The sequence below is a fragment of the Nocardioides dongkuii genome (assembly GCF_014127485.1).
Classification (GTDB): Bacteria; Actinomycetota; Actinomycetes; order Propionibacteriales; family Nocardioidaceae; genus Nocardioides; species Nocardioides dongkuii.
In genome coordinates this window covers 4104203-4124984 of the sequence record NZ_CP059903.1, presented here as the reverse complement: position 1 = coordinate 4124984, position 20782 = coordinate 4104203, and the positions used below count along the sequence as shown (strand labels likewise).

Here is a 20782-nt window from a genome sequence, read left to right as displayed (position 1 = left end):
GGCCGTCGGCGGGCGGTGCTTGGCTGGAGCCGGGCCGCACCGGGCGGCCCTCTCGGACCTCGGAGCCGCTCGTGCGAGCCGTCACCGCCTTCGTTACCGCCTTCGTCACCGCCGTCGTCACCGTCCTGCTGGCGCTGCTCCCCGCCGCGCCCGCGGCCACCGCCAAGCCCGTGTACGTCGCGCTCGGCGACTCCTACGCCTCGGGCGTCGGCACCGGCGCCTACCGCGACGACGGCACCACCTGCCGCCGGTCGTCCGCGGCCTACCCGGCCCTCGCCGCCCGCGCCCTCGGCTACCGGCTCCGGTTCCGGGCGTGTGCCGGTGCCACGGTCGCCCACGTGACCGCTGCCCAGCTCGGTGCGCTGCGGCGCTCCACCCGCTACGTCACCCTCTCGGTCGGCGGCAACGACGCGGGCTTCGCCGGCGTCCTCACCACCTGCGCCACCCCGTGGTGGCTGGGCGACTGCGAGCGGGCGGTCGCCGGCGCCCGCAGGTTCGTGCGCGACTCCCTGACCCGCCGGCTCCAGACGTTGTACGCCGAGGTCCGGCGCCGCGCCCCGCTCGCCCGGGTCGTCGTGGTCGGCTACCCGCGGATCTTCATGGGCGAGGACTGCGACGCCGGCACCTGGTTCTCCGCCGACGAGCAGCGGCGGCTCAACGGCACCGCCGACCTGCTGAACGCGCGGCTCGGCGCGGCGGCCCGCGGCGCCGGGTTCGCGTTCGCCGACCCCACGTCGGCGTTCCGCGGCCACGCGGTCTGCGACGAGGCGGAGTGGGTCAACGGGCTCTCGTTCCCGGTCGCGGAGAGCTACCACCCCCACCGCGCCGGGCACGCCTCCGGCCTGCTGCCGCTGGTCCGCCCGCTGCTGCGGGGTGCGCCGGCCCGCGCCGCCGTGGTCCGTCCGGCGGCGGAGCCGAGCCCGGCCCGGGCCCGCGGCGTACGCACCGCGCCGTTCCGCCGGCCCGACCTGACCACGCCCCGGGCCGAGCGTGCCGCCCGCCGCCACGGCATCGACCTCGATCGGTGGCTGGCACGGCACCCGTGAGCCGGTCGGCGCCGGCTGGTAGAAGGGTGCGCATGCTGCGCCGACCCCCCGCGACCCGGCTCGCCCTCCCCGCCGCCGTCCTGCTGGTGCTGGGGGCGCTGTCCTCCTGCGACCAGGCCGACCCGGACCCGGGCCCCGACCCCGAGGGTGCGGCCGCCGACCTCGCGACCGGCCTGGCGGGGGGCGACCTCGCGGAGGTCGCGTTCACCGGCACGACCGGTGCCGAGGCGACCGCCGTCCTCGAGGGCGTCACCGAGGGGCTGGTCGCCGGGCTGGGCGAGGTCTCGCCCACGGTCGAGGTCACCGACGTCACCGACGGGGAGGGCGGGACCGCCACCGCCACCCTCACCTGGTCCTGGCCGGTCGGCGAGGAGTCCTGGGACTACGACAGCGAGGCCGCCCTCGAGCTGGTCGACGGCGAGTGGCGCGCGGCCTGGTCGCCGAGCCTGGTCGAGCCGTCGCTGGCCGACGGCGAGGTGCTCGACGCGACCCCGATCGGCGCCCGCCGCGGCGACATCACCGGGGCGCGCGGCCAGACCCTGGTCACCCAGCGGCCCGTGGTCCGGTTCGGTGTCGACCGCTCGGCGGTGCCGAAGGCGGCCGCGGTCGCCGCGGCCCGCCGGCTGGCCGCGCTCACCGACGTCGACGCCGCGCCGTACGTCGAGGAGGTCCGGGCGGCCGGCGAGAAGGCGTTCGTCGAGGCGATCACCTACCGCCGCGAGGACGTCCCGGTCGCGCTGGCCCGTGAGTACGGCTCGGTGCCCGGGATCCTCGCCGTCCAGGACGAGCTGGCGCTCCCGCTGACCCGTGACTTCGCCGCGCCGATCCTCGGCACCGTCGGCGAGGTGACCGCGGAGATGGTCGAGGAGGACCCGGAGTCCTACGCCGCCGGCGACGTGGCCGGGCTCTCCGGGCTCCAGGCGCGGTACGACGACCTGCTCCGGGGCGCCGACGGCGTGGTCGTCGACGCGGTCCCCGCCGAGGACGCCGAGGACGCCGAGGACACCGAGCGCGAGCTGTTCCGCGTGGAGCCCACGGCCGGCGAGCCCCTCGAGCTCACCCTCGACCCCGACCTCCAGATCGCCGCCGAGGACCTGCTCGCCGAGGTCCGGCCGGCGAGCGCGATCGTGGCGCTGCGCCCGAGCAGCGGCGAGATCGTCGCGGCGGCCAACGGTCCCGGCACCGACGGCTACAACATCGCGACCTTCGGCCAGTTCGCGCCCGGGTCGACGTTCAAGGCCGTGAGCACCCTGGCGCTGCTCCGCGCCGGGCTCACGCCGGACAGCCCGGTGCCGTGCTCCTCGACGCTCACCGTCGACGGCAAGCGGTTCACCAACTACTCCGACTACCCCGCCTCCGCGCTGGGCCGGATCCCGCTGCGCACCGCCCTGGCGCACTCCTGCAACACCGCCTTCATCTCCCAGGCCGACCGCCTCGGCGGCACCGACCTCTTCGACGCGGCCGTCTCCCTGGGGCTCGGGCTCGACCACGACCTCGGGTTCCCGGCGTACTTCGGCAGCGTCGAGCCGCCGGCCTCCGAGACCGAGGCGGCCGCCGACCTGATCGGACAGGGCACGATCCTCGCCTCGCCGATGGTGATGGCGACGGTCGTGGCCTCGGTGCAGCGCGGCGAGCTGGTGGTCCCGCAGCTGGTGCGCTCGGTCGAGGTGAGCGCGCCCGACGGCGCCCGGCCGCTGGGCGCCGCGGAGGCGCGCGCGCTGAAGACGATGATGCGCGGCGTGGTGACGTCGGGCAGCGGCAGCGGGCTGGCCGACCTGCCCGGTCCGCCCGCGATCGCCAAGACCGGGACGGCGGAGTACGGCAGCGGGACGCCGCTGCGCACCCATGCCTGGATGGTGGCCGCCCACGGCGACCTCGCGGTCGCCGTGTTCGTCGAGGACGGCGAGTCCGGGTCGCGCACCGCGGGCCCGCTGCTGGAGGCGTTCCTGCGCGCCGCGCGCTGACCGGCCCGGGGAACGGCGCGCTGAGACCGGCCGCTCTGAGGCGGACGCGGGGGCCCGGATCGAGATCCGGATCCCCGCGCCCGCGACGTCCGGCACAGGGGGGACAAGCGGCGCCGGACGGGAGCGGACCCCTCGCCGCATGGGGTCGGCGGGGGGTCCATGTCGGTTCGAAGTGCTCCCTCCGAGTCGACTCCTCCAGCATTCCACGGGCGCTCAAACCTGTCAGCGGATCCTCGCAACTGAGGAGGTGGCAGGCTGGGTCCCATGACCGGACTCGACCTGCTCGCCGACCGTCACCGTCTCCTGCTCGTGGGCGGCACCTGGCGCGAAGCCGACGGTGACCGACGCTTCGACGTGCTCGACCCCGCCGACGGCAGCGTGCTCACCGAGGTCGCCGACGGCTCGGTCGCCGACGCCGTCGAGGCCCTGGACGCCGCGGTCGCCGCGCAGGCCGACTGGGCGCGGACGGCGCCGCGCGAGCGCGGGGAGATCCTGCGCCGCGCCTTCGACCTGCTCGCCGCCCGCGCCGACGACTTCGCGCACCTGATGAGCCTCGAGATGGGCAAGACCGTCGCCGAGGCCAAGGGCGAGGTCGGCTACGGCAACGAGTTCTTCCGCTGGTTCTCCGAGGAGGCCGTGCGCATCCACGGCCGGTGGATGCAGGCACCTGCCGGCGGGAGCCGGCTGCTGACGGTCAAGAAGCCCGTCGGCCCCTGCCTGTTCATCACCCCGTGGAACTTCCCGCTCGCGATGGGCACCCGCAAGATCGGGCCCGCCGTCGCCGCCGGCTGCACGATGGTGGTCAAGCCCGCCGCGCAGACGCCGCTCACCATGCTCGCGCTCGCCGCCCTGCTCGAGGAGGCGGGCCTCCCGCCGGGCGTCCTCAACGTCGTCCCGACCACCCAGGCCGGCGCGGTCAGCGAGGCGCTCCAGGCCGACGGCCGGCTCCGCAAGGTCAGCTTCACCGGCTCGACCGGCGTCGGCAAGGTGCTGGTCCGCCAGTCCGCCGACCGGCTGCAGCGGATGAGCATGGAGCTCGGCGGCAACGCGCCGTTCCTGGTCTTCGAGGACGCCGACATCGACGCGGCCGTCGACGGCGCGATGATCGCCAAGATGCGCAACATGGGCGAGGCCTGCACGGCCGCCAACCGCTTCCTCGTGCACTCCTCCGTGGCGGCCGAGTTCGCCGAGCGGCTGGGCGCCCGGATGGGCGCGCTCACCGTCGGCCGCGGCCAGGACGAGGGCGTCGACGTCGGCCCGCTGATCGACGAGAAGGCCGTCGACTCCGTCGACCGGCTGGTCTCCGAGGCGGTCCGTGACGGCGCCACGGTCGTGACGGGCGGGTCCGCCCCCGAGGGCCCCGGCTACTTCTACCCGCCCACCGTGCTGCTCGACGTCCCGGAGGGCGCGGCGATCACCGCGGAGGAGATCTTCGGCCCGGTCGCCCCGATCACCACCTTCGAGACCGAGGAGGAGGCGGTCGCGAAGGCCAACGACACCGAGTACGGCCTCGCGTCGTACGCCTACACCCGCGACCTGGCCCGCACGATCCGGCTGGCGGAGTCCCTGGACTTCGGGATGATCGGCATCAACAGCGGCCTGATCTCCAACCCCGCGGCGCCGTTCGGCGGCGTCAAGGCCAGCGGCTTCGGCCGCGAGGGCGGGTTCGAGGGCATCGAGGAGTACCTGGAGACGACGTACGTCGCGCTGCCCGCGGGCTGAGCCCCGGGCCACGACCGGTCAGGTCGGGCCCCGCCGTGCCGATAGGGCTCCCAGGAGTCATCGGCAACGGGGGGACGCGCGACAGTGGGTGGGGCCAGGAGGCGAGGTGGCGCGCACGCCGCCGTGCGCGAGCACCGGCTGCCCTGGTGGGCACGCCGCGCCCTCGGGGCCGGTCTCGCCGGCGGCCTCGCCGGCATCGCCTGGGCCGGCGCGTGCGAGCTCGGCGACCCCACCGCCCCCTGGAACCCGCACGCCGCCCCCGTGGCCCGCGCGCAGGCCGCCGTGCCCCCGCTGGTCGCCGCCGCCCCGCCGGTCGTGCCCGTCGTGCACACGGTCGTCGCGCCGCCGGGGATCGCCGGGACGGCCATGTCCCGGAGCGACCGTGCCGCGCGGTCCCTGGTCCGGCTCGCCGGGCAGCGGGCGGACGCCCTCGGGCGGCTGGCCGCGGAGGCCGACGAGCACGCCGACGAGCTGCTCGAGCGGCAGCGTCGCGAGGCGCTCCGCGAGCGGGAGCTGGCCGCGCTGGCCGGCCTGCCGCCGATGGCCGACGGCTCGACCGCGTGGGTACGACCCGTGGGCGCCTACGTGCTCACGGCCCGGTTCGGCGACGCCGGCCGGCGGTGGTCCAGCACCCACACCGGCCTGGACTTCGCCGCCCCCACCGGCACCCCCGTCGTCTCGGTCGACGCCGGCACGGTGACCTTCGCCGGCACCGCGGGCGCCTACGGTTCCAAGGTCGAGGTCACGCACGCCGACGGCACCGTGACCTGGTACGCCCACCTCTCGCTGATCGCCGTGACCGAGGGCCAGGAGGTGCTGCGCGGCGGCGCGGTCGGCACGGTCGGCGCGACCGGCAACACCAGCGGCCCGCACCTGCACTTCGAGGTCCGCCCCGCCGGCGGCGGCCCTATCGACCCGGTCGCGGCGCTGCTGGCCCGCGGCGTCGTGCTCTGAGCCGTCAGGCCGGGGCGCCGAAGGTGGTCGCGAGGCGGGTGCGCGAGGCGATGCCGAGCTTGCGGTAGACGTGCGAGAGGTGCCACTCCACGGCCTTGATGGTCACCAGCAGCTGCTCGGCGATCTGCCGGTTGGTGAGGCCGTCGGCGGCGAGCCGCGCGACCCGACGCTCGGCCGCGGTCAGCGCCGCGAGCGCCTCGCTCTGGACGCGCCGCGGCGGCTCGCCGAGCCGGTCCAGGAGCCGGCGCACCCGGCCCTGCAGCGGCCACAGCTCCTGGTGGCCGGCGTACTCCTCGGCCGAGCGGAGCAGCGCCAGCGCCTCGACGCTCGTCGCCGGGGAGGGGTCGAGCAGCAGCAGGCCGGCGAGGTCGGTGTCGACCTGCGCGGCGAGCCGGGCGGCGGGGGTGTCGCCGAGGGTCGCGCGGGCCCGGCGCAGCGTCGCGACCCGGTTGCCGGAGGAGTCCACGGTGGCCAGGGTGCGCAGCGCGTGCGCCTCGGCGTACGGCGACCCGGCGGCCACCGCGACGGCGTACCACTCGGTCGCCAGCGCGGCGGCCTCCCGGCGCCGGCCGACGCGGACCAGGGCCAGCGCCGCGCCGGCCCGCCACGGGACCAGCGCGGGGTCGGCCAGGGGCGGGCCGGCGGCGAGCCGCCCGCCGGCGGTGGTGGCGTGCTCGACGGCGAGGTCGTCCTCCCCGAGCGCCGCGGAGAGCTCCCCGCGGGCGTGGTGCGCGACGGCGCCGGCGGTGCCGGGCAGGTCGAGGCGGCCGTCGAGGTCGGTGCCGAGCGCGATCGCCTCGCCGAGCGCGCCGCGCGCGAGGTGGCAGTCGAGCAGGGCTGCGGCGACGAGCGCGGCGGAGACCGGGTCGTCCGCCGTCGCACCCCGGGCGTGCAGCGCGGCGAGCGCCGGCAGGGACTCCGCGATGCGTCCCGCGCGGACGCCGGCGAGGGCCGCCGCGCAGGTCGCGGACGCGCCGGTGAGCGCAACGGGGACCTCGAGCGACGGCATGCGCCGAGACTAGGCAACCCCGGCCGGGGGCCGAGGGGGGATCGCGGAGATCCCCTCCGGTGGACCAGTCAGGTCGCGGCCCAGGAACGCCAGCAGCCGTACGTCGGGCGTCGCGTCCGCCGGGACCGGTCGCGGTCGGCCGAACCGGACGCCGCGGTCGCGGTCGTCGACGAGGCGGCCCGCCACCCCGAGGAGCCCGCGAGCGAGGTCGGGGGGCAGCGGCCGGGGCCGCCCGGTCGCCTGCCGGACGTCCCACCCGTGCACCGCGATCTCGAGGGCCGCGGCCGCGACCAGGACCGGGCTGGCGAGCGCGGCGTCCCCGACCAGCACCGCGTCGTGCCGAGCGCGCACCCAGGCGCCGAGCAGCGCGCACGCCTTCTCCCGCAGCGCGTCGACCCGGTCGGCCGCGGGTGCCGGTGGCGCGACCGCCACCACGCCCTCGGCGGCCTCGAGGAAGGCGTCGAGGGAGTCGCCCATGTGGGCGAGCAGGGTCTCGAGCGTCCACCGGCCGCAGGGGGTCGGCGCGGCGAGGCGGGTCGCGTCGACCGTGCTCAGGGCGCCGCTGGTGTAGGCCAGGGAGCGGTCGAGCAGCTCGACGGCACCGTCGAGCGCGGTGCTCACCGCGGGGCCACGCTCTGGGGGGCGTCGTCCGGCAGGTAGCCCGCGGGCAGCTCCTCGGGCAAACCGAACCGCGCGAAGAGCGTGGCGTCGAAGAACGCGTGCACGTGCCGCACCCGCTCGCCGTCGAGCTCGAGCACCTGCAGCTGGAACGGCACGAAGCTGCCGGTCGCGGTGCGCATGTAGAGGCCGAAGGCGGGCTGGCCGTTGGCGGAGGTCGCCAGCATCGGCATGTCGTTCTCCTGGCCCGGGCACTGGTGGTCGATCAGCTCGCCGATGTTCCGCGCCCCGACGTACCAGCTCGTGAACGGCGGCATCTCCCACACCGCCTCGGCGGTCAGCAGGCTGACGATCTGGTCGATGTCCTTGCGCCAGAACGCGTCGACGTAGCGGTCCAGGAGGTGCTGCTGCTGGGCGGTGAGGTGCGGCTCCACCGTCTCCTCGGTCAGCCCACGGTCGGCGAGCTGCGCGTGCGCGCGCTGGAGCGCGGAGTTCACCGCCGCGGGCGTGGTCTCCAGCGCCTCGGCCACCTCCGCGGCCGACCAGCGCAGCACGTCGCGCAGGATCAGCACCGCGCGCTGCCGGGCCGGGAGGTGCTGGAGGGCGGCGACGAACGCGAGCCGGATCGAGTCGCGCTCGGCGACCACGACCGCGGCGTCCGGCACCGGCTCGAGCCAGGCGATCTCGTTGTTGGACTCCAGCGTGTCACCCGCGACCGAGTCGGGGGTGCCGAGCCCGGTCGGGAGCGGGCGGCGCGGCCGGCCCTCGAGGTTGGTCAGGCACACGTTGGTGGCGATCCGGTAGAGCCAGGTGCGCACCGAGGAGCGGCCCTGGAAGTCGGCGGACGCCTTCCAGGCGCGCAGGAAGGTCTCCTGCACCAGGTCCTCGGCCTCGTGCACCGAGCCGCTCATCCGGTAGCAGTGGGCGAGCAGCTCCCGCTGGTAGCGCTCGGTCAGGGTGGGGAAGTCGTCCAGCTCGCTCGTGGTCACGTGCTCGGTCTCCACTGCCATCGGTACTGCCATCGGTGCTGCCGTGGGTGTGGTCATGTGGTGCGCCCCTCGCGTCGTCCAGTCTGCCTGTCGTACCGACCGAGGTCGAGGGGTCGATTCATCGGCGACCGGCCGCTACGCGTCGAACGCCCAGACCAGCAGCTCGGTGGGGACCGCGGCGGTGACGGAGACCGACGGGTGGTCGGTGAGCTCGAAGGCGTCGCCCGAGGCGAGCGGCTCGGCGAGCGAGGAGCGGGTCAGCGCGCCGGACGCGACGTAGGCGTGCACGCGGGCCGCCTCGGGGAGCGCGACGGTGTCGCCGATCCCCAGCCGGGCCACCGAGAACCGGGCGCCGGGCAGCGGAGTGACCACCTCGGTCAGCGCGCCGGGCACCAGCGCCGGCTCCACCACGTCGTACGACGGGCCGCCGTCGTCGTCGGCGTCGGTCGCCAGCCACACCTGCACGAACCGGGTGCGCGGCGCGCCGGCGTGCTCGCTGTGCTCGACGCCGTCGCCGGTGCGCAGCACGGCCGCCTGCCCCGGGGCGACGACCACGTCGCCGCCGACGGACCCGGCGTGGACCAGCGCGCCGGAGACCACCCAGGACACGATCACCAGCCCGGAGTGCCCGTGCTCGGGGAACCCCTGGCCGTCGGCCAGCAGGTGGTCGTCGTGGCACACCATCGGGCCGAAGCGGAGCCGGTCCGGGTCCAGGTGCGGCCCGAAGGAGAGCGAGTGGTGGGTGGCTCGGCCCGGCGCACGTTCGGTCAAACGTGCGGAAGCTCGGCGGATCTCGACGGTCACGGTCATGATTGTGCCCGTGGACCCTCAGTCCGGCGGTGGAGCGTTCCCCGCGCTGCCTCCCGGCTTCCGGTTCGGGACGAGCACCGCGGCGTACCAGGTCGAGGGCGCGTGGGCCGAGGACGGCCGCGGCCCGAGCGTCTGGGACACCTTCGCCCACACCCCGGGCCACATCAACGACGGGTCGACCGGCGACGTCGCGTGCGACCACTACCACCGGTACGCCGAGGACGTCGCGCTGATGCAGCGCCTCGGCGCCGGCGGCTACCGCTTCTCGATCTCCTGGCCGCGGATCCAGCCGACCGGCTCCGGGAAGCCCGAGGGGCGCGGCCTCGGCTTCTACGACCGGCTGATCGACCGGCTGCTCGAGGCCGGCGTGCAGCCGATGGCCACGCTCTACCACTGGGACCTGCCGCAGGCGCTCGAGGACGACGGCGGCTGGCTGAACCGGACCACCATCGACCGCTTCGCGGAGTACGCCGCCATCCTCGGCGAGCGGTTCGCCGACCGGGTCGAGCACTGGGTGCCGGTCAACGAGCCCAACGTCGTGATGATGATGGGCTACGCGATCGGCATGCACGCCCCCGGCCGGGTGCTGATGTTCGACGCGGTCCCGGCCGCCCACCACCTGCTCGTCGCGCACGGCCGGGCCGCGATCGCGCTCCGGGCCGCCGGCGCCACCAGCATCGGCTGCGCCAACAACCACGCGCCGATGTGGCCGGCCAGCGAGGACGCCGCCGACGTCGGGGCGACCAAGCTCTTCGACGCCCTGTGGAACGGCATGTTCCTCGAGCCGATGCTGCTGGGCCGCTACCCGGCCGACCTGGCCCCGCTGCTCGAGGACGTCGTCCAGGACGGTGACCTGGCGACCATCCGGCAGCCGCTCGACTTCTACGGGATCAACTACTACCACCCGATGCGGGTCGGCGCCGCCCCGGACGAGTCGGAGATGCCGTTCGAGCTCCGCGACCTGGTCGGCCACCCGGTCACCGACTTCGGCTGGCCGGTGGTGCCCGAGGCGCTGCGCGAGTGGCTGATCGTCCTGCGCGCCCGGTTCCGCGCGGCCCTGCCGCCGCTGATGATCACCGAGAACGGCGCGTCGTACGCCGTCGGCCCCGACGAGCACGGCGTCGTCGACGACCAGGCCCGCATCGACTACCTCGAGGGTCACCTCCAGGCGATCGCGGACGCCTGCCAGCGCGGTGTCGACGTCCGCGGCTACTACGCCTGGTCGCTGCTCGACAACTTCGAGTGGACCGAGGGCTACACGCAGCGGTTCGGGCTCGTGCACGTCGACTTCGAGACCCAGGTGCGCACCCCGAAGCGCTCCTTCGACTGGTACGCCGCGCTGATCCGCGCCCAGACCCGCTCCACGGGCTGACGCCGCGGCCCTACGTCCGCAGCGCCGCCGCGAGCCGCTCCACGATCGCGGCCAGCCGGTCCGCGGAGGTCGCGAAGTTCAGCCGCACGTGGCCGGGGAGCGCGGGGTGGTAGTCCTGCCCCGGCGCGAGTCGTACGCCGTGCGGCAGCGCCGCGGCGGCCGGGTCGTCGACGCCGTACGCCCGCAGGTCCAGCCAGGCGAGGTACGTCGCCGACGGCGGGGTCCAGCGCGCGTCGGGCAGCTGGTCGGCGAGCAGCTCGCCCAGCAGCGCGACCTGTCCGGCGAGCCGCTCGCGCAGCGCGGCCAGCCAGTCGTCCGTGCGCGTCCAGGCGGCCAGGCCGGCGATGATGCCGAGCGGCGAGAAGCCGAGGTTCTGCACGTGCGGGACCGCGCGCAGCCGCTCGTGGTCGGGGGTGAGCACCTGGGCGCAGTGCAGCCCGGCGGTGCCGAAGGTCTTCGAGTGGCTGGTGACGATCGTGGCCCCGGGGTCGACGACGGCGTACGGCGTGAACGCGGCCCCGGGCAGGGTCAGCGGGCCGTGGATCTCGTCGCTGACGACCAGGGCGTCGTACCGCCGGGCCACGTCGCGCAGCGCCTCCAGCTCGGCCCGGGTCGGGACCGTGCCCAGCGGGTTGTGCGGGTTGCAGAGCAGGATCGTGCGCGCCCCGCCCGCCAGGGCGTCGGCCACCGCGGCCAGGTCGAGCGAGGGCACGGTCACCGCCTCGCGGCCGACGACCTCGACCACCTGGAGGAACGGCGGGTAGCACGGCAGCGGCACCACCACCGGCCCCGGCGGGGCGAGCACCTCCAGCGCCAGCCGCAGGCCGCCGACGACGTCGCTCACCACGACCGAGGTCGCCGGGTCCGGGGCCCAGCCCCAGTGCCGGCCCGCGAAGCCGGCGAAGGCCGCGCCCAGGCCGAGGTCGCCGAAGGGCGGGTAGCCGGTCGTGCCCCGGCGCACGGCCTCGCCCACGGCGTCCAGGATCGCCGGTGCGACCGCGTAGTCCATCTCCGCCACCCAGGCCGGGATCACCCCCGGCCCGACCTCGCCCCACTTCAGCGGCAGCGCCGCCCGGGCCTCGTCGTCGCTCAGGTCGCGGATCACCCTGGCGACGCTAGCCGAGCCGGGCGAAGGAGTGGCGCTGCTCACGTCGGCCGGAGCTGGGCGAGATGGGCGGCGGCAGGGGCTCCCGGGTGCCTACGATTCGACCATGCGCCTGCGCCGTACCGCCCTCGCCGTCCCGCTCCTGCTCGCCGCCGCGGCGTGCGCCCCGGTCGACGACGAGGAGCCGGAGACCGCCGCGGACGCCTGCGCCACCGACGCGCTGCCGCTGGTCACCCCCGGGACGCTGACCGTCGGCACCGACTCCCCGGCGTACGAGCCCTGGTTCGTCGGCGACGACCCCACCAACGGCGAGGGCTTCGAGTCGGCCGTGGCGTACGCCGTCGCCGAGGAGCTCGGCTTCTCCGCCGACCAGCTCGAGTGGGTGACGGTGCCGTTCAACACCTCCTACAAGCCGGGTGCGAAGGACTTCGACTTCGACATCAACCAGATCTCGATCTCGGAGAAGCGGGCCAAGGTCGTCGACTTCTCCGACGGCTACTACCAGGCCGCGCAGGCCGTGATCGCGCTCAACGGCTCCGAGGCCGCGGACGCGACCTCGCTCGAGGACCTCGCCGGCCTCAAGCTCGGCGCGCAGACCGCCACCACCTCGCTCACCGCCATCACCGACGTGATCGCGCCCGAGACCGACCCGCTGGTCTTCGAGGACACCAATGCCGCCAAGCAGGCGCTGCTCAACGGCCAGGTCGACGCGATCCTCGCCGACCTGCCCACGGCGTTCTACATCTCCGCGGTCGAGATCGAGGACAGCACGATCGTCGGCCAGTTCCAGCCGGAGACCTCGGAGACCGAGGAGTTCGGGATGCTCTTCGAGAAGGACAGCAAGCTGGTGCCGTGCGTGAACGAGGCGCTCGCCACCCTCCGCGAGGACGGCACGCTGGAGCAGATCGAGCAGGAGTGGCTCTCCGACGTCGTGGACGTGCCCGAGCTCCAGTGAGCGACTGGCAGCCCAGCGCCCGGGAGCTCGAGCGCCGCGAGGTACGGCGCACGCTGCGGCGGCGCGGCGTCCTGGTCGCCACCGGGGCCACGGTCGTGCTCGTCGGCGCGCTCGCCGTCGGCGTCCTCTCGTCGCCCGGGTGGCCGCGGGTGCAGGCGCTGTTCTTCGACGGCTTCCACGCCCGGGAGTCCTTCGACGAGGTGGCGAAGGGGTTCTGGATCAACGTCCAGCTCTTCTTGATCTGCCAGCCGATCATCCTGGTGTTCGCGCTCGCGGTGGCCCTCGCCCGCACCGCCCGGTCGCCGTGGCTGGTGCCGCTGCGGCTGCTCGCCGTCGTCTACACCGACGTCGTCCGCGGCATCCCGACCCTGCTGCTGGTGGCGCTGCTCGCCTTCGGCGTACCGGCGCTGGAGCTGCAGGGGCTGACGACCAGCCTGCTGTTCTGGGCCGGCGTCGCCCTGGTGATGTCCTACGTCGCCTACGTGGCCGAGGTGTTCCGCGCCGGCATCGACTCGATCCATCCCTCGCAGGTCAACAGCGCCTCCGCGCTCGGGCTCAGCCGCGCCCAGACGCTGCGTTTCGTCGTGGTCCCGCAGGCGGTGCGCCGCGTCGTACCGCCCCTGCTCAACGACTTCGTGTCGCTGCAGAAGGACACCGCCCTGGTCTCCTCGGTCGGCATCCTGGACGCGCTGTACGCCGCGCGGAACTACGGCGGCTACAACTTCAACTACACGCCGATCGTCGTCGCCGCGTGCTTCTTCATCGTGATGACGGTGCCGCTGGCGCGCTACACCGATTGGCTGCAGCGGCGCTGGCTCGAGCGCGAGCGGGCGGGGGCACTGTGAGCGCGCTGCTGGAGGTCGAGGGGCTGCGCAAGTCCTACGGCGACCGCGTGGTGCTGCAGGACGTCTCGCTGACGGTGCAGCCCCACGACGTGGTCTGCCTGATCGGGGCGTCCGGGTCGGGGAAGTCGACGCTGCTGCGTTGCCTGAACCTGCTCGAGGAGATCGACGACGGCGTCATCCGGCTCGAGGGGCGCGAGGTGTCCGACCCGAAGGTCGACGTCCGCGCGGTGCGCCAGCGGATCGGGATGGTCTTCCAGGCCTACAACCTGTTCCCGCACCTGACGGTCCTCGACAACTGCACCCTCGCGCCGCGCCGGGTGCACGGCGTACCCCAGCGCGAGGCGGAGGACCGCGCCCGGGAGCTGCTGTCCCGGTTCGGCCTCGCCGGGCACGCCGACCAGCACCCCGACCGGCTCTCCGGCGGCCAGCAGCAGCGCGCCGCCCTGGTGCGCGCGCTCTGCACGCGCCCCTCGGTGCTGCTGCTCGACGAGATCACCGCCGCGCTGGACCCCGAGCTCGTCGGCGAGGTGCTGGCGATCGTCCGCGCCGAGGCGGAGGCAGGGATGACGATGGTGCTCGCCACGCACGAGATGGCGTTCGCCAGCGAGCTCGCCACCACCGTGTGCTTCCTGCACGAGGGCCGGATCCTCGAGCAGGGCCCGCCCGAGCAGCTGTTCCTGGCCCCCCGCGAGGAGCGGACCCGGCAGTTCCTGCGCCGGGTGCTGCCGAGCTGACCGCGGCGGGCGGCCGGGACGTCATACGAGTCGGCGGCTGTCGCGACCACGTCGTATGACGTCCGGGCGCCCCCGGGCCGCGGACACCCCTGCGAACGTGACAGCGATGGTGTCATGATCGGCGGCATGACGGAGACGGAGACGTACGAGCTCGGCCAGGGCACCGGACCCCTGCGGGGCGTGAAGGTCGTGGAGATCGCGGGGATCGGGCCGGGCCCGCACGCCTGCATGATCCTGGCCGACCTGGGCGCCGACGTGATCCGGGTGGAGCGCCCCGGCGGGCAGGTGCTCGCGGGCGGCGCGCAGAACCTGCTGAACCGCGGCCGGCCCAGCGTCGCGATGAACCTCAAGGACCCCGAGGCGGTCGCCACCGTGCTGGAGCTGGTGCGCGGCGCCGACGTCCTCGTCGAGGGGATGCGCCCGGGCGTCACCGAGCGGCTCGGCCTCGGCCCCGAGGACTGCGCGGCGGTCAACGAGCGGCTCGTCTACGGCCGGATGACCGGCTGGGGGCAGGACGGCCCGCTGGCGCAGGCCGCCGGCCACGACATGAACTACATCGCCATCACCGGCGCGCTCTACGGCCTCGGCCAGGACAAGAGCCGCCCGCACTTCCCGACCAACCTGCTCGGCGACTTCGGCGGCGGCTCGACGTACCTCGTCATCGGCATCCTCGCCGCCCTCCTCGAGGCGCGCCTGAGCGGCAAGGGTCAGGTCGTGGACGCCGCGATCGTCGACGGCACCGCCCACCTCAACGCGATGACGGCGGCCTTCGTCGGCGCCGGCACGTTCAGCGAGGAGCGCGCGACCAACCTGCTCGACGGCGGGTCGCCGTTCTACGACATCTACGAGACCAGCGACGGCCGGCACATGTCGGTGGGCGCGCTCGAGCCGCAGTTCTTCGACGCGTTCGTGACCCTCCTCGGGGTCAAGGACGTGGTGCCGGGCCAGTTCGAGCTGGAGCGGTACGACGAGATGCGGGCACTGTTCGCCGACACCTTCCGCACCCGCACGCAGGCGGAGTGGGTCGAGGTCTTCGAGGGCACCGACGCCTGCGTCGCGGGGATCCTGCCGCTCAGCGAGGCCGCGAAGCACCCGCACCTCCAGGCGCGCGAGGTGTTCGTGACCAAGGACGACCTGCTGCAGCCGATGCCGGCGCCGCGCTTCTCCCGCACCGCGCCCACGCTGACCACCCCGCCGTCCCCCGAGGCCGGGGCCGACACCCGGGCCGCGCTCGCCGCGTGGGGGATCGGCGACGTCGACGGGCTGGTCGCCCGCGGGCGCCGTCCAGGCGTGAGACCGTGCAGCCGATGAAGCCGTTCCTCTTCCTCGGCACCCGCGCGGAGGACCTCGCCGCCGACGGCGAGTACGGCGCCGTCCTGCGCTTCTCGGGCCTCGACGAGCGCGACGTACGCCGCGTGCGGCTCGAGCGCGACGAGCTCGGCCCGATCGACCTCGACGACTGGTCGGGGATCGTCCTCGGCGGCGGGCCGTTCAACGTCAGCGACCCTCTGGAGGCCAAGAGCCCGGCCCAGCAGCGGGTCGAGGCCGAGCTGCGCGGGCTGGCCGAGGAGGTCGTCGCGCGGGACTTCCCGTTCCTCGGCGCCTGCTACGGCATCGGCACGCTCGGGGGCCTGGCCGGCGGCGTCGTCGACCGGACGTACGCCGAGCCGATCGGCGCCACCACGATCACCCTGACCGAGGAGGGTCGCGCCGACCGGCTGACCGGCGTGCTGCCCGAGGAGTTCGACGCGTTCCTGGGCCACAAGGAGGCCGTCTCGCGGCTGCCCACCGGCGCCGTGCTGCTCGCCTCGAGCGCCGGCTGCCCGGTGCAGGCGTTCCGGATCGGCGAGCACGTCTACGCCACCCAGTTCCACCCCGAGCTCGACCTCGAGGGCATCTGCACGCGGATCGACGTCTACCGCCACTACGGGTACTTCGAGCCGGGCGGCGCCGACGAGCTGATCGCCCGCGCCCGGGAGGCGACGGTCAACGAGCCGCCGCGGATGCTCGCCCGGTTCGTCGAGCTGTTCGCCACCTGAGCGGCCCTCGCCGGGCCTACCGTCGGGGCATGACCCCCTCACGACTGCTGCTGCCGCTCGCCGTCGCCTCCTCGCTGGTCCTCGGCGGCGCGGCCGTCGCCGGCGTGCTGCCGGGCCCCGCGCCGACCACCGCCGACCCGACGCCGGCCGCCGTCGAGCGCGCCCACGGCTACCTCCGCGAGGGTCCGGCGGCCACCTACGGCAGCGACTACGGCGCCATCGCGGAGGTCGACCCGGTCGTCGTGGAGGTGCCCGACGAGGCGGGGCGGTACGACGCCGTCGTGACGGTCTCCTTCGCCTACCGCACGAAGGGGCCGGGGCCGTTCGCGGCTGCGGTCGCCGTGCGGGAGGCCGGCACGTCCGGAGACGGGCTCACGGTCCGTCCGGGAACGCTGCCGCTGGCACCGGCCCGCCGTGGCACCGCCACGCTGCGCTTCCTGGTCGGCGGGCTCACCGCCGGCACGTCGTACGACGTCCTCCCGAGCGTGAGCTCGACCTCGGCCGGGCGCTGGCGGAACGTGGTCCGCACGACCAAGGTGCTGGTGACGGTCGACCTGACCCCCCGTTGACGCTATTGAACAATCGTCAATAGCGCGGCTAGGATCGCGGCATGACCGAGCACGTGGACGTCCTTGTCATCGGCGCAGGCCTCTCCGGCATCGGTGCGGCCTGCCAGCTGCGGGTGCACCACCCGCAGCGCAGCGTCGCGGTGCTCGAGGCCCGGTCGGTGAGCGGCGGCACCTGGGACCTGTTCCGCTACCCCGGCATCCGCTCGGACTCCGACATGTTCACCTTCGGCTACCGCTGGCGGCCGTGGCCGAGCGACACCGCCCTCGCCGACGGGCAGCTGATCCTCGACTACGTGCGCACCGTCGCCCGCGAGCACGGCGTCGACGAGCTGATCCGCTACGACCACCGGGTGTCCGGGGCGAGCTGGGACTCCGCGACCCAGCGCTGGACCGTCGAGGTCGAGGGCCGGGAGCCGATCACCGCCAACCTGCTCTGGGGCTGCTCGGGCTACTACGACTACGAGGCCGGCCACGCGCCGGAGTTCCCCGGCGCCGACCGGTTCCGGGGCGAGGTCATCCACCCCCAGCACTGGCCCGAGGACCTCGACTACGCGGGCAAGAAGGTCGTCGTGATCGGCAGCGGGGCGACCGCGATCACGCTCGTGCCCGCGATGGCCGACACCGCCGAGCACGTCACGATGCTGCAGCGGTCCCCGACGTACGTCCTCTCCCGGCCGGGCCGCGACCCGTGGGCGAAGGCCCTGCGCCGGCTGCCCGGCCGCGTCCGCCACCCGCTGGTCCGCTGGAAGAACATCCTCGTCGCGACCGGCTTCTACCAGCTCTCCCGCCGCCGGCCGGCGCTGGTGAAGAAGATGATCGGCGGCGCGCTCCAGCAGCAGCTCGGCAAGCACGTCGACGTCGACAAGCACTTCCGGCCGACGTACGACCCCTGGGACCAGCGGCTCTGCTTCGTCCCCGACGGCGACCTGTTCAAGGCGCTGCGCAAGGGCACGGCGTCGGTGGTCACCGACACGATCGAGACGTTCACCGAGACCGGCATCCGGCTCACGTCGGGCGAGGAGCTCGAGGCCGACATCATCGTGACCGCCACCGGGCTGAAGCTGCTGCCCTTCGGCGGCATCGCGCTCGAGGTCGACGGCGAGAAGGTCGAGCTCAGCGACACCATGGCCTACAAGGCGCTGATGCTCAGCGGCGTGCCGAACTTCATCTACACGATCGGCTACACCAACGCCTCCTGGACGCTCAAGGCCGACCTGGTCGGCGAGTACGTCGTCCGCGTGCTGAAGCACCTCGACCAGCACGGCCTGTCCAGCTTCGTCGCGGAGAAGGACCCGTCCGTGGGGGAGCGGCCGTTCATGGACTTCCAGTCCGGCTACGTCCTCCGCGCGCTCGACGGGCTCCCGAAGCAGGGCGACCGGACGCCGTGGATGCTCAAGCAGAACTACCTCACCGACGTCCGCACCATCCGCACCGACAAGATCGACGACGGCGTCCTGTCCTTCCGGTGACGGTGCCGTTTCCCATCCCGCCGCCGCGGTTACCGGGGGAGCACCCCAACCAGGAGGTCCACACATGGGCATGATGGACAAGGCCAAGAACAAGGGCGAGGAGCTCAAGGGACAGGGCAAGGAGCACGCCGGCAAGGCGAGCGACGACCCGGGCCTGGAGGCCGAGGGCAAGGCCGACCAGACCTCGGCGTCGGTGAAGAACGCCGGCGAGCACGTCAAGGACGCCGCCAAGGACGTCAAAGACGGCCTCACCAAGTAGCGCAGATCACCCTGCGCGGATGCGCGGGTTGCCGGGCCGCACCCCTAGTGTTGAGGGTGCGGCCCGTCCTGTCTTGCCTCGGGCCCGCCTCGCGACCGGATCTGATCGGTCGCGCTTCTTCTGGCGAGACGCCGCCACAGTGAGTGATCTTCTCTTGTCCTCGAACACCTTCGCCGATCTCGGCGTCCCCACCTCCCTCGTCGCGCTGCTCTCCGAGCGCGGCATCACCGAACCCTCCCCGATCCAGGCCGCGACGCTGCCCGACTCGCTCGCCGGCCGCGACGTGCTCGGCCGAGGCCGCACCGGATCCGGCAAGACCTACGCCTTCCTGCTCCCGCTCGTCACCCGCCTGCAGGCCTCCGGCCGCACGGCGCAGGCGAAGAAGCCCCGCGCCCTGATCCTGGCCCCGACGCGCGAGCTCGTCGGCCAGATCCAGGAGGCGCTCGCGCCGCTGGCGAAGGCCACCGGCATGACCACCATGACCGTCTTCGGCGGTGTCGGCCAGAACCCGCAGGTCCAGAGCCTGCGCCGCGGCGCCGACATCGTGCTGGCCTGCCCCGGCCGCCTCGAGGACCTGATCGGCCAGGGGCACTGCGACCTCTCCGACATCGAGATCACCGTCCTCGACGAGGCCGACCACATGGCCGACCTCGGGTTCCTGCCCGCCGTGCGCCGGCTGCTGGACCGCACCCCCCGCGAGAGCCAGCGGCTGCTCTTCTCCGCCACGCTCGACAACGCCATCGACGTCCTGGTCAAGCGCTACCTGCGCCAGCCGGTGACCCACCAGGCCGACTCCGCGCAGTCGCCGGTCTCGACGATGGACCACCACGTGCTGCACGTGTCCCGCGAGCAGCGGGTGCCGGTGCTGGTCGACCTGACCAGCGCCCCCGGCCGCACGGTCGTCTTCACCCGCACCAAGCACGGCGCCAAGGCGCTGGCCCGCCAGCTGAACAAGAACGGCGTCCCCGCCGTCGAGCTGCACGGCAACCTCAGCCAGAACGCCCGCACCCGCAACATGGACGCCTTCCACGAGGGCCGGGCCACGACGCTGGTCGCGACCGACATCGCCGCGCGCGGCATCCACGTCGACGACGTGGCGCTCGTCGTGCACGCCGACCCGCCGGCCGAGCACAAGGCCTACCTGCACCGCTCCGGTCGTACGGCGCGCGCCGGCGCCGCGGGCACCGTCATCACGCTGATGACCGAGGACCAGGTCCGCGACGTGCGCGACCTGACCCGGGCGGCCGGCATCAAGCCGACCATCACCCGCGTCGACGGTCCGCGGCACCCCGTGCTCGTCACGCTCGCCCCCGGCGAGCGGGTCGTCGTCGACGGCGGCCTGGTGGTCGACGTACCCGAGGCGCAGCCGCAGCGGCGCACCAGCTCGCGACCCAAGCAGGGTGGCGGCCAGCGCGGTCCCAAGCCGGCCGGCTCGCCGTCCGGGTCGCCGTCCGGTCGCTCCGGCTCGGGCTCCGGCTCGGGTGGCGGCGGCGGGCGCAACCGGCGCCGCGGCGGGTCCTCGTCGGCCGGCTCCTCCGCCGGCTCCTCGACGGGCGGCTCCCGCCACAGCGCGTCCGGGTTCTCCACCGGTCGCTAGCCTCCACTGGCATGAGCCCGGTGGTCGACTGGCTGCGGAGGTCGTTGTGGGACATGGTCCCGCGCGACCACCGCGAGGCGCCCGAGACACTGCGCCGTCGCCAGTGGGTGACCGCCGGGTTCGTGCTGCTCGGGGCGTCGGTGCTGGGCTTCTCGCTCCGCATCGAGCCCGGCAGTGACTGGTTCTACCTCTCGACGCTGGTGCTGGCCGGGGTGTGGGCGGTCGGAGCGTTCGTCTCCGGACCGCTGCACCTCGGCCGCATCGCGCACCGCGACGAGCTGGTCCGTCCCTGGGCCACCCCGATCGGGCTGGGCCTGGCGATCGCCGGCCTCTTCGTGGTCGGCGGGCTCGTGGTGCGGGAGATCCCGTTCCTCGGCGACCAGGTCGCGTCGGTCCTCGACTACGCCGACCAGGGGTCGCTGGCCATCCTCGTCGGCATCACGCTGGTCAACGGCGTCGCCGAGGAGCTGTTCTTCCGCGGGGCGGCGTACGCCGCGATCCCGCGACGTCCCGTCCTGTGGACGAGCATCGCCTACCCGATCGCCACGCTCGCGACCGGCAACGTGATGCTCTCCTTCGCCGCGGCCCTGCTCGGCGTGGTCGTCGGCCTCGAGCGCCGCGCCTCCGGCGGCATCCTCGCCCCGATCCTGACCCACATCACCTGGTCGCTGTCGATGCTGCTGGTGCTGCCGCTGGTCTTCGGCGCCACGCCCGGCTGAGCCGACC

Annotated in this window: 20 protein-coding genes; 15 read left to right on the top strand and 5 right to left on the bottom strand. The window is 74.4% G+C overall.

Translation table 11 applies throughout. The features are described from left to right. The first annotated feature begins 71 nt into the window (after positions 1-71). The 4 genes from H4O22_RS19970 to H4O22_RS19955 all read left to right on the top strand — a co-directional run bounded on the left by H4O22_RS19970 (position 72) and on the right by H4O22_RS19955 (position 5686). Positions 72-1046 (top strand): SGNH/GDSL hydrolase family protein, encoded by a 975-nt coding sequence (locus H4O22_RS19970; RefSeq protein WP_182525038.1) that lies wholly within the window; start codon positions 72-74, stop codon positions 1044-1046. 32 nt (positions 1047-1078) lie between these two features. After that, complete coding sequence (locus tag H4O22_RS19965; protein ID WP_182525037.1) at positions 1079-3010, top strand: penicillin-binding transpeptidase domain-containing protein; 1932 nt, start codon at positions 1079-1081, stop codon at positions 3008-3010. A gap of 264 nt (positions 3011-3274) precedes the next feature. Further along, the gene (locus H4O22_RS19960) at positions 3275-4732 is read left to right on the top strand and encodes an NAD-dependent succinate-semialdehyde dehydrogenase (protein WP_182525036.1); all 1458 of its coding nucleotides are present in this window, start codon (positions 3275-3277) and stop codon (positions 4730-4732) included. A 123-nt stretch (positions 4733-4855) separates the two neighbouring features. After that, positions 4856-5686, top strand: coding sequence for a M23 family metallopeptidase (locus tag H4O22_RS19955; RefSeq protein ID WP_182525035.1), 831 nt, complete (start codon positions 4856-4858; stop codon positions 5684-5686). 4 nt (positions 5687-5690) lie between these two features. Here H4O22_RS19955 and H4O22_RS19950 read toward each other — a convergent pair whose 3' ends face one another. The 4 genes from H4O22_RS19950 to H4O22_RS19935 all read right to left on the bottom strand — a co-directional run bounded on the left by H4O22_RS19950 (position 5691) and on the right by H4O22_RS19935 (position 9106). Next, positions 5691-6695, bottom strand: a complete 1005-nt coding sequence (locus H4O22_RS19950; protein WP_182525034.1) for a helix-turn-helix transcriptional regulator — start codon at positions 6693-6695, stop codon at positions 5691-5693. Positions 6696-6704: 9 nt separating this feature from the next. Further along, positions 6705-7316, bottom strand: a complete 612-nt coding sequence (locus H4O22_RS19945) for a TIGR03086 family metal-binding protein (protein WP_182525033.1) — start codon at positions 7314-7316, stop codon at positions 6705-6707. After that, positions 7313-8323, bottom strand: a complete 1011-nt coding sequence (locus H4O22_RS19940) for a sigma-70 family RNA polymerase sigma factor (protein WP_182525032.1) — start codon at positions 8321-8323, stop codon at positions 7313-7315. Before H4O22_RS19940 ends, H4O22_RS19945 begins: the two co-directional genes overlap by 4 nt. Positions 8324-8437: 114 nt before the next feature. Beyond that, complete coding sequence (locus H4O22_RS19935; protein ID WP_182525031.1) at positions 8438-9106, bottom strand: pirin family protein; 669 nt, start codon at positions 9104-9106, stop codon at positions 8438-8440. A gap of 16 nt (positions 9107-9122) precedes the next feature. On the opposite strand from H4O22_RS19935, the gene H4O22_RS19930 reads away from it, so the two are divergent. Continuing rightward, positions 9123-10484: a GH1 family beta-glucosidase gene (locus tag H4O22_RS19930; protein ID WP_244963038.1), complete on the top strand. Its 1362-nt coding sequence runs from the start codon at positions 9123-9125 to the stop codon at positions 10482-10484. 10 nt (positions 10485-10494) lie between these two features. Here H4O22_RS19930 and H4O22_RS19925 read toward each other — a convergent pair whose 3' ends face one another. Further along, positions 10495-11589, bottom strand: a complete 1095-nt coding sequence (locus H4O22_RS19925) for an aminotransferase class I/II-fold pyridoxal phosphate-dependent enzyme (RefSeq protein WP_182525029.1) — start codon at positions 11587-11589, stop codon at positions 10495-10497. Between the two features lie 106 nt (positions 11590-11695). Here H4O22_RS19925 and H4O22_RS19920 point away from each other — a divergent pair, with 106 nt between their 5' ends. The 10 genes from H4O22_RS19920 (at position 11696) to H4O22_RS19875 (ending at position 20775) form a co-directional block, all read left to right on the top strand. Then, positions 11696-12544, top strand: a complete 849-nt coding sequence (locus H4O22_RS19920) for an ABC transporter substrate-binding protein (RefSeq protein ID WP_182525028.1) — start codon at positions 11696-11698, stop codon at positions 12542-12544. Further along, the gene (locus tag H4O22_RS19915; RefSeq protein ID WP_220451221.1) at positions 12541-13389 is read left to right on the top strand and encodes an amino acid ABC transporter permease; all 849 of its coding nucleotides are present in this window, start codon (positions 12541-12543) and stop codon (positions 13387-13389) included. Before H4O22_RS19920 ends, H4O22_RS19915 begins: the two co-directional genes overlap by 4 nt. Then, on the top strand, positions 13386-14123 hold the full coding sequence (locus tag H4O22_RS19910; protein ID WP_182525026.1) for an amino acid ABC transporter ATP-binding protein: 738 nt from the start codon (positions 13386-13388) through the stop codon (positions 14121-14123). Before H4O22_RS19915 ends, H4O22_RS19910 begins: the two co-directional genes overlap by 4 nt. Before the next feature lie 126 nt (positions 14124-14249). Then, a complete protein-coding gene (locus H4O22_RS19905) occupies positions 14250-15434 on the top strand; it encodes a CaiB/BaiF CoA transferase family protein (protein WP_182525025.1) in 1185 nt (394 codons plus the stop codon). Further along, positions 15431-16162 carry a glutamine amidotransferase gene (locus tag H4O22_RS19900; RefSeq protein ID WP_182525024.1) on the top strand — a complete coding sequence of 244 codons (732 nt, stop codon included), beginning with the start codon at positions 15431-15433 and terminating at the stop codon, positions 16160-16162. The genes H4O22_RS19905 and H4O22_RS19900 overlap by 4 nt, the downstream gene beginning before the upstream one ends. Before the next feature lie 29 nt (positions 16163-16191). Further along, positions 16192-16731, top strand: a complete 540-nt coding sequence (locus H4O22_RS19895; RefSeq protein ID WP_182525023.1) for a hypothetical protein — start codon at positions 16192-16194, stop codon at positions 16729-16731. Positions 16732-16772: 41 nt separating this feature from the next. Continuing rightward, positions 16773-18200 carry a flavin-containing monooxygenase gene (locus H4O22_RS19890; protein WP_182525022.1) on the top strand — a complete coding sequence of 476 codons (1428 nt, stop codon included), beginning with the start codon at positions 16773-16775 and terminating at the stop codon, positions 18198-18200. A gap of 64 nt (positions 18201-18264) precedes the next feature. After that, entirely contained in the window at positions 18265-18459 is a 195-nt protein-coding gene (locus tag H4O22_RS19885) for a CsbD family protein (RefSeq protein WP_182525021.1), read from the top strand. Positions 18460-18613: 154 nt separating this feature from the next. Then, positions 18614-20056 carry a DEAD/DEAH box helicase gene (locus tag H4O22_RS19880; RefSeq protein ID WP_227465679.1) on the top strand — a complete coding sequence of 481 codons (1443 nt, stop codon included), beginning with the start codon at positions 18614-18616 and terminating at the stop codon, positions 20054-20056. Between the two features lie 11 nt (positions 20057-20067). After that, positions 20068-20775, top strand: a complete 708-nt coding sequence (locus H4O22_RS19875; protein ID WP_182525019.1) for a CPBP family intramembrane glutamic endopeptidase — start codon at positions 20068-20070, stop codon at positions 20773-20775. Positions 20776-20782 lie beyond the last annotated feature (7 nt).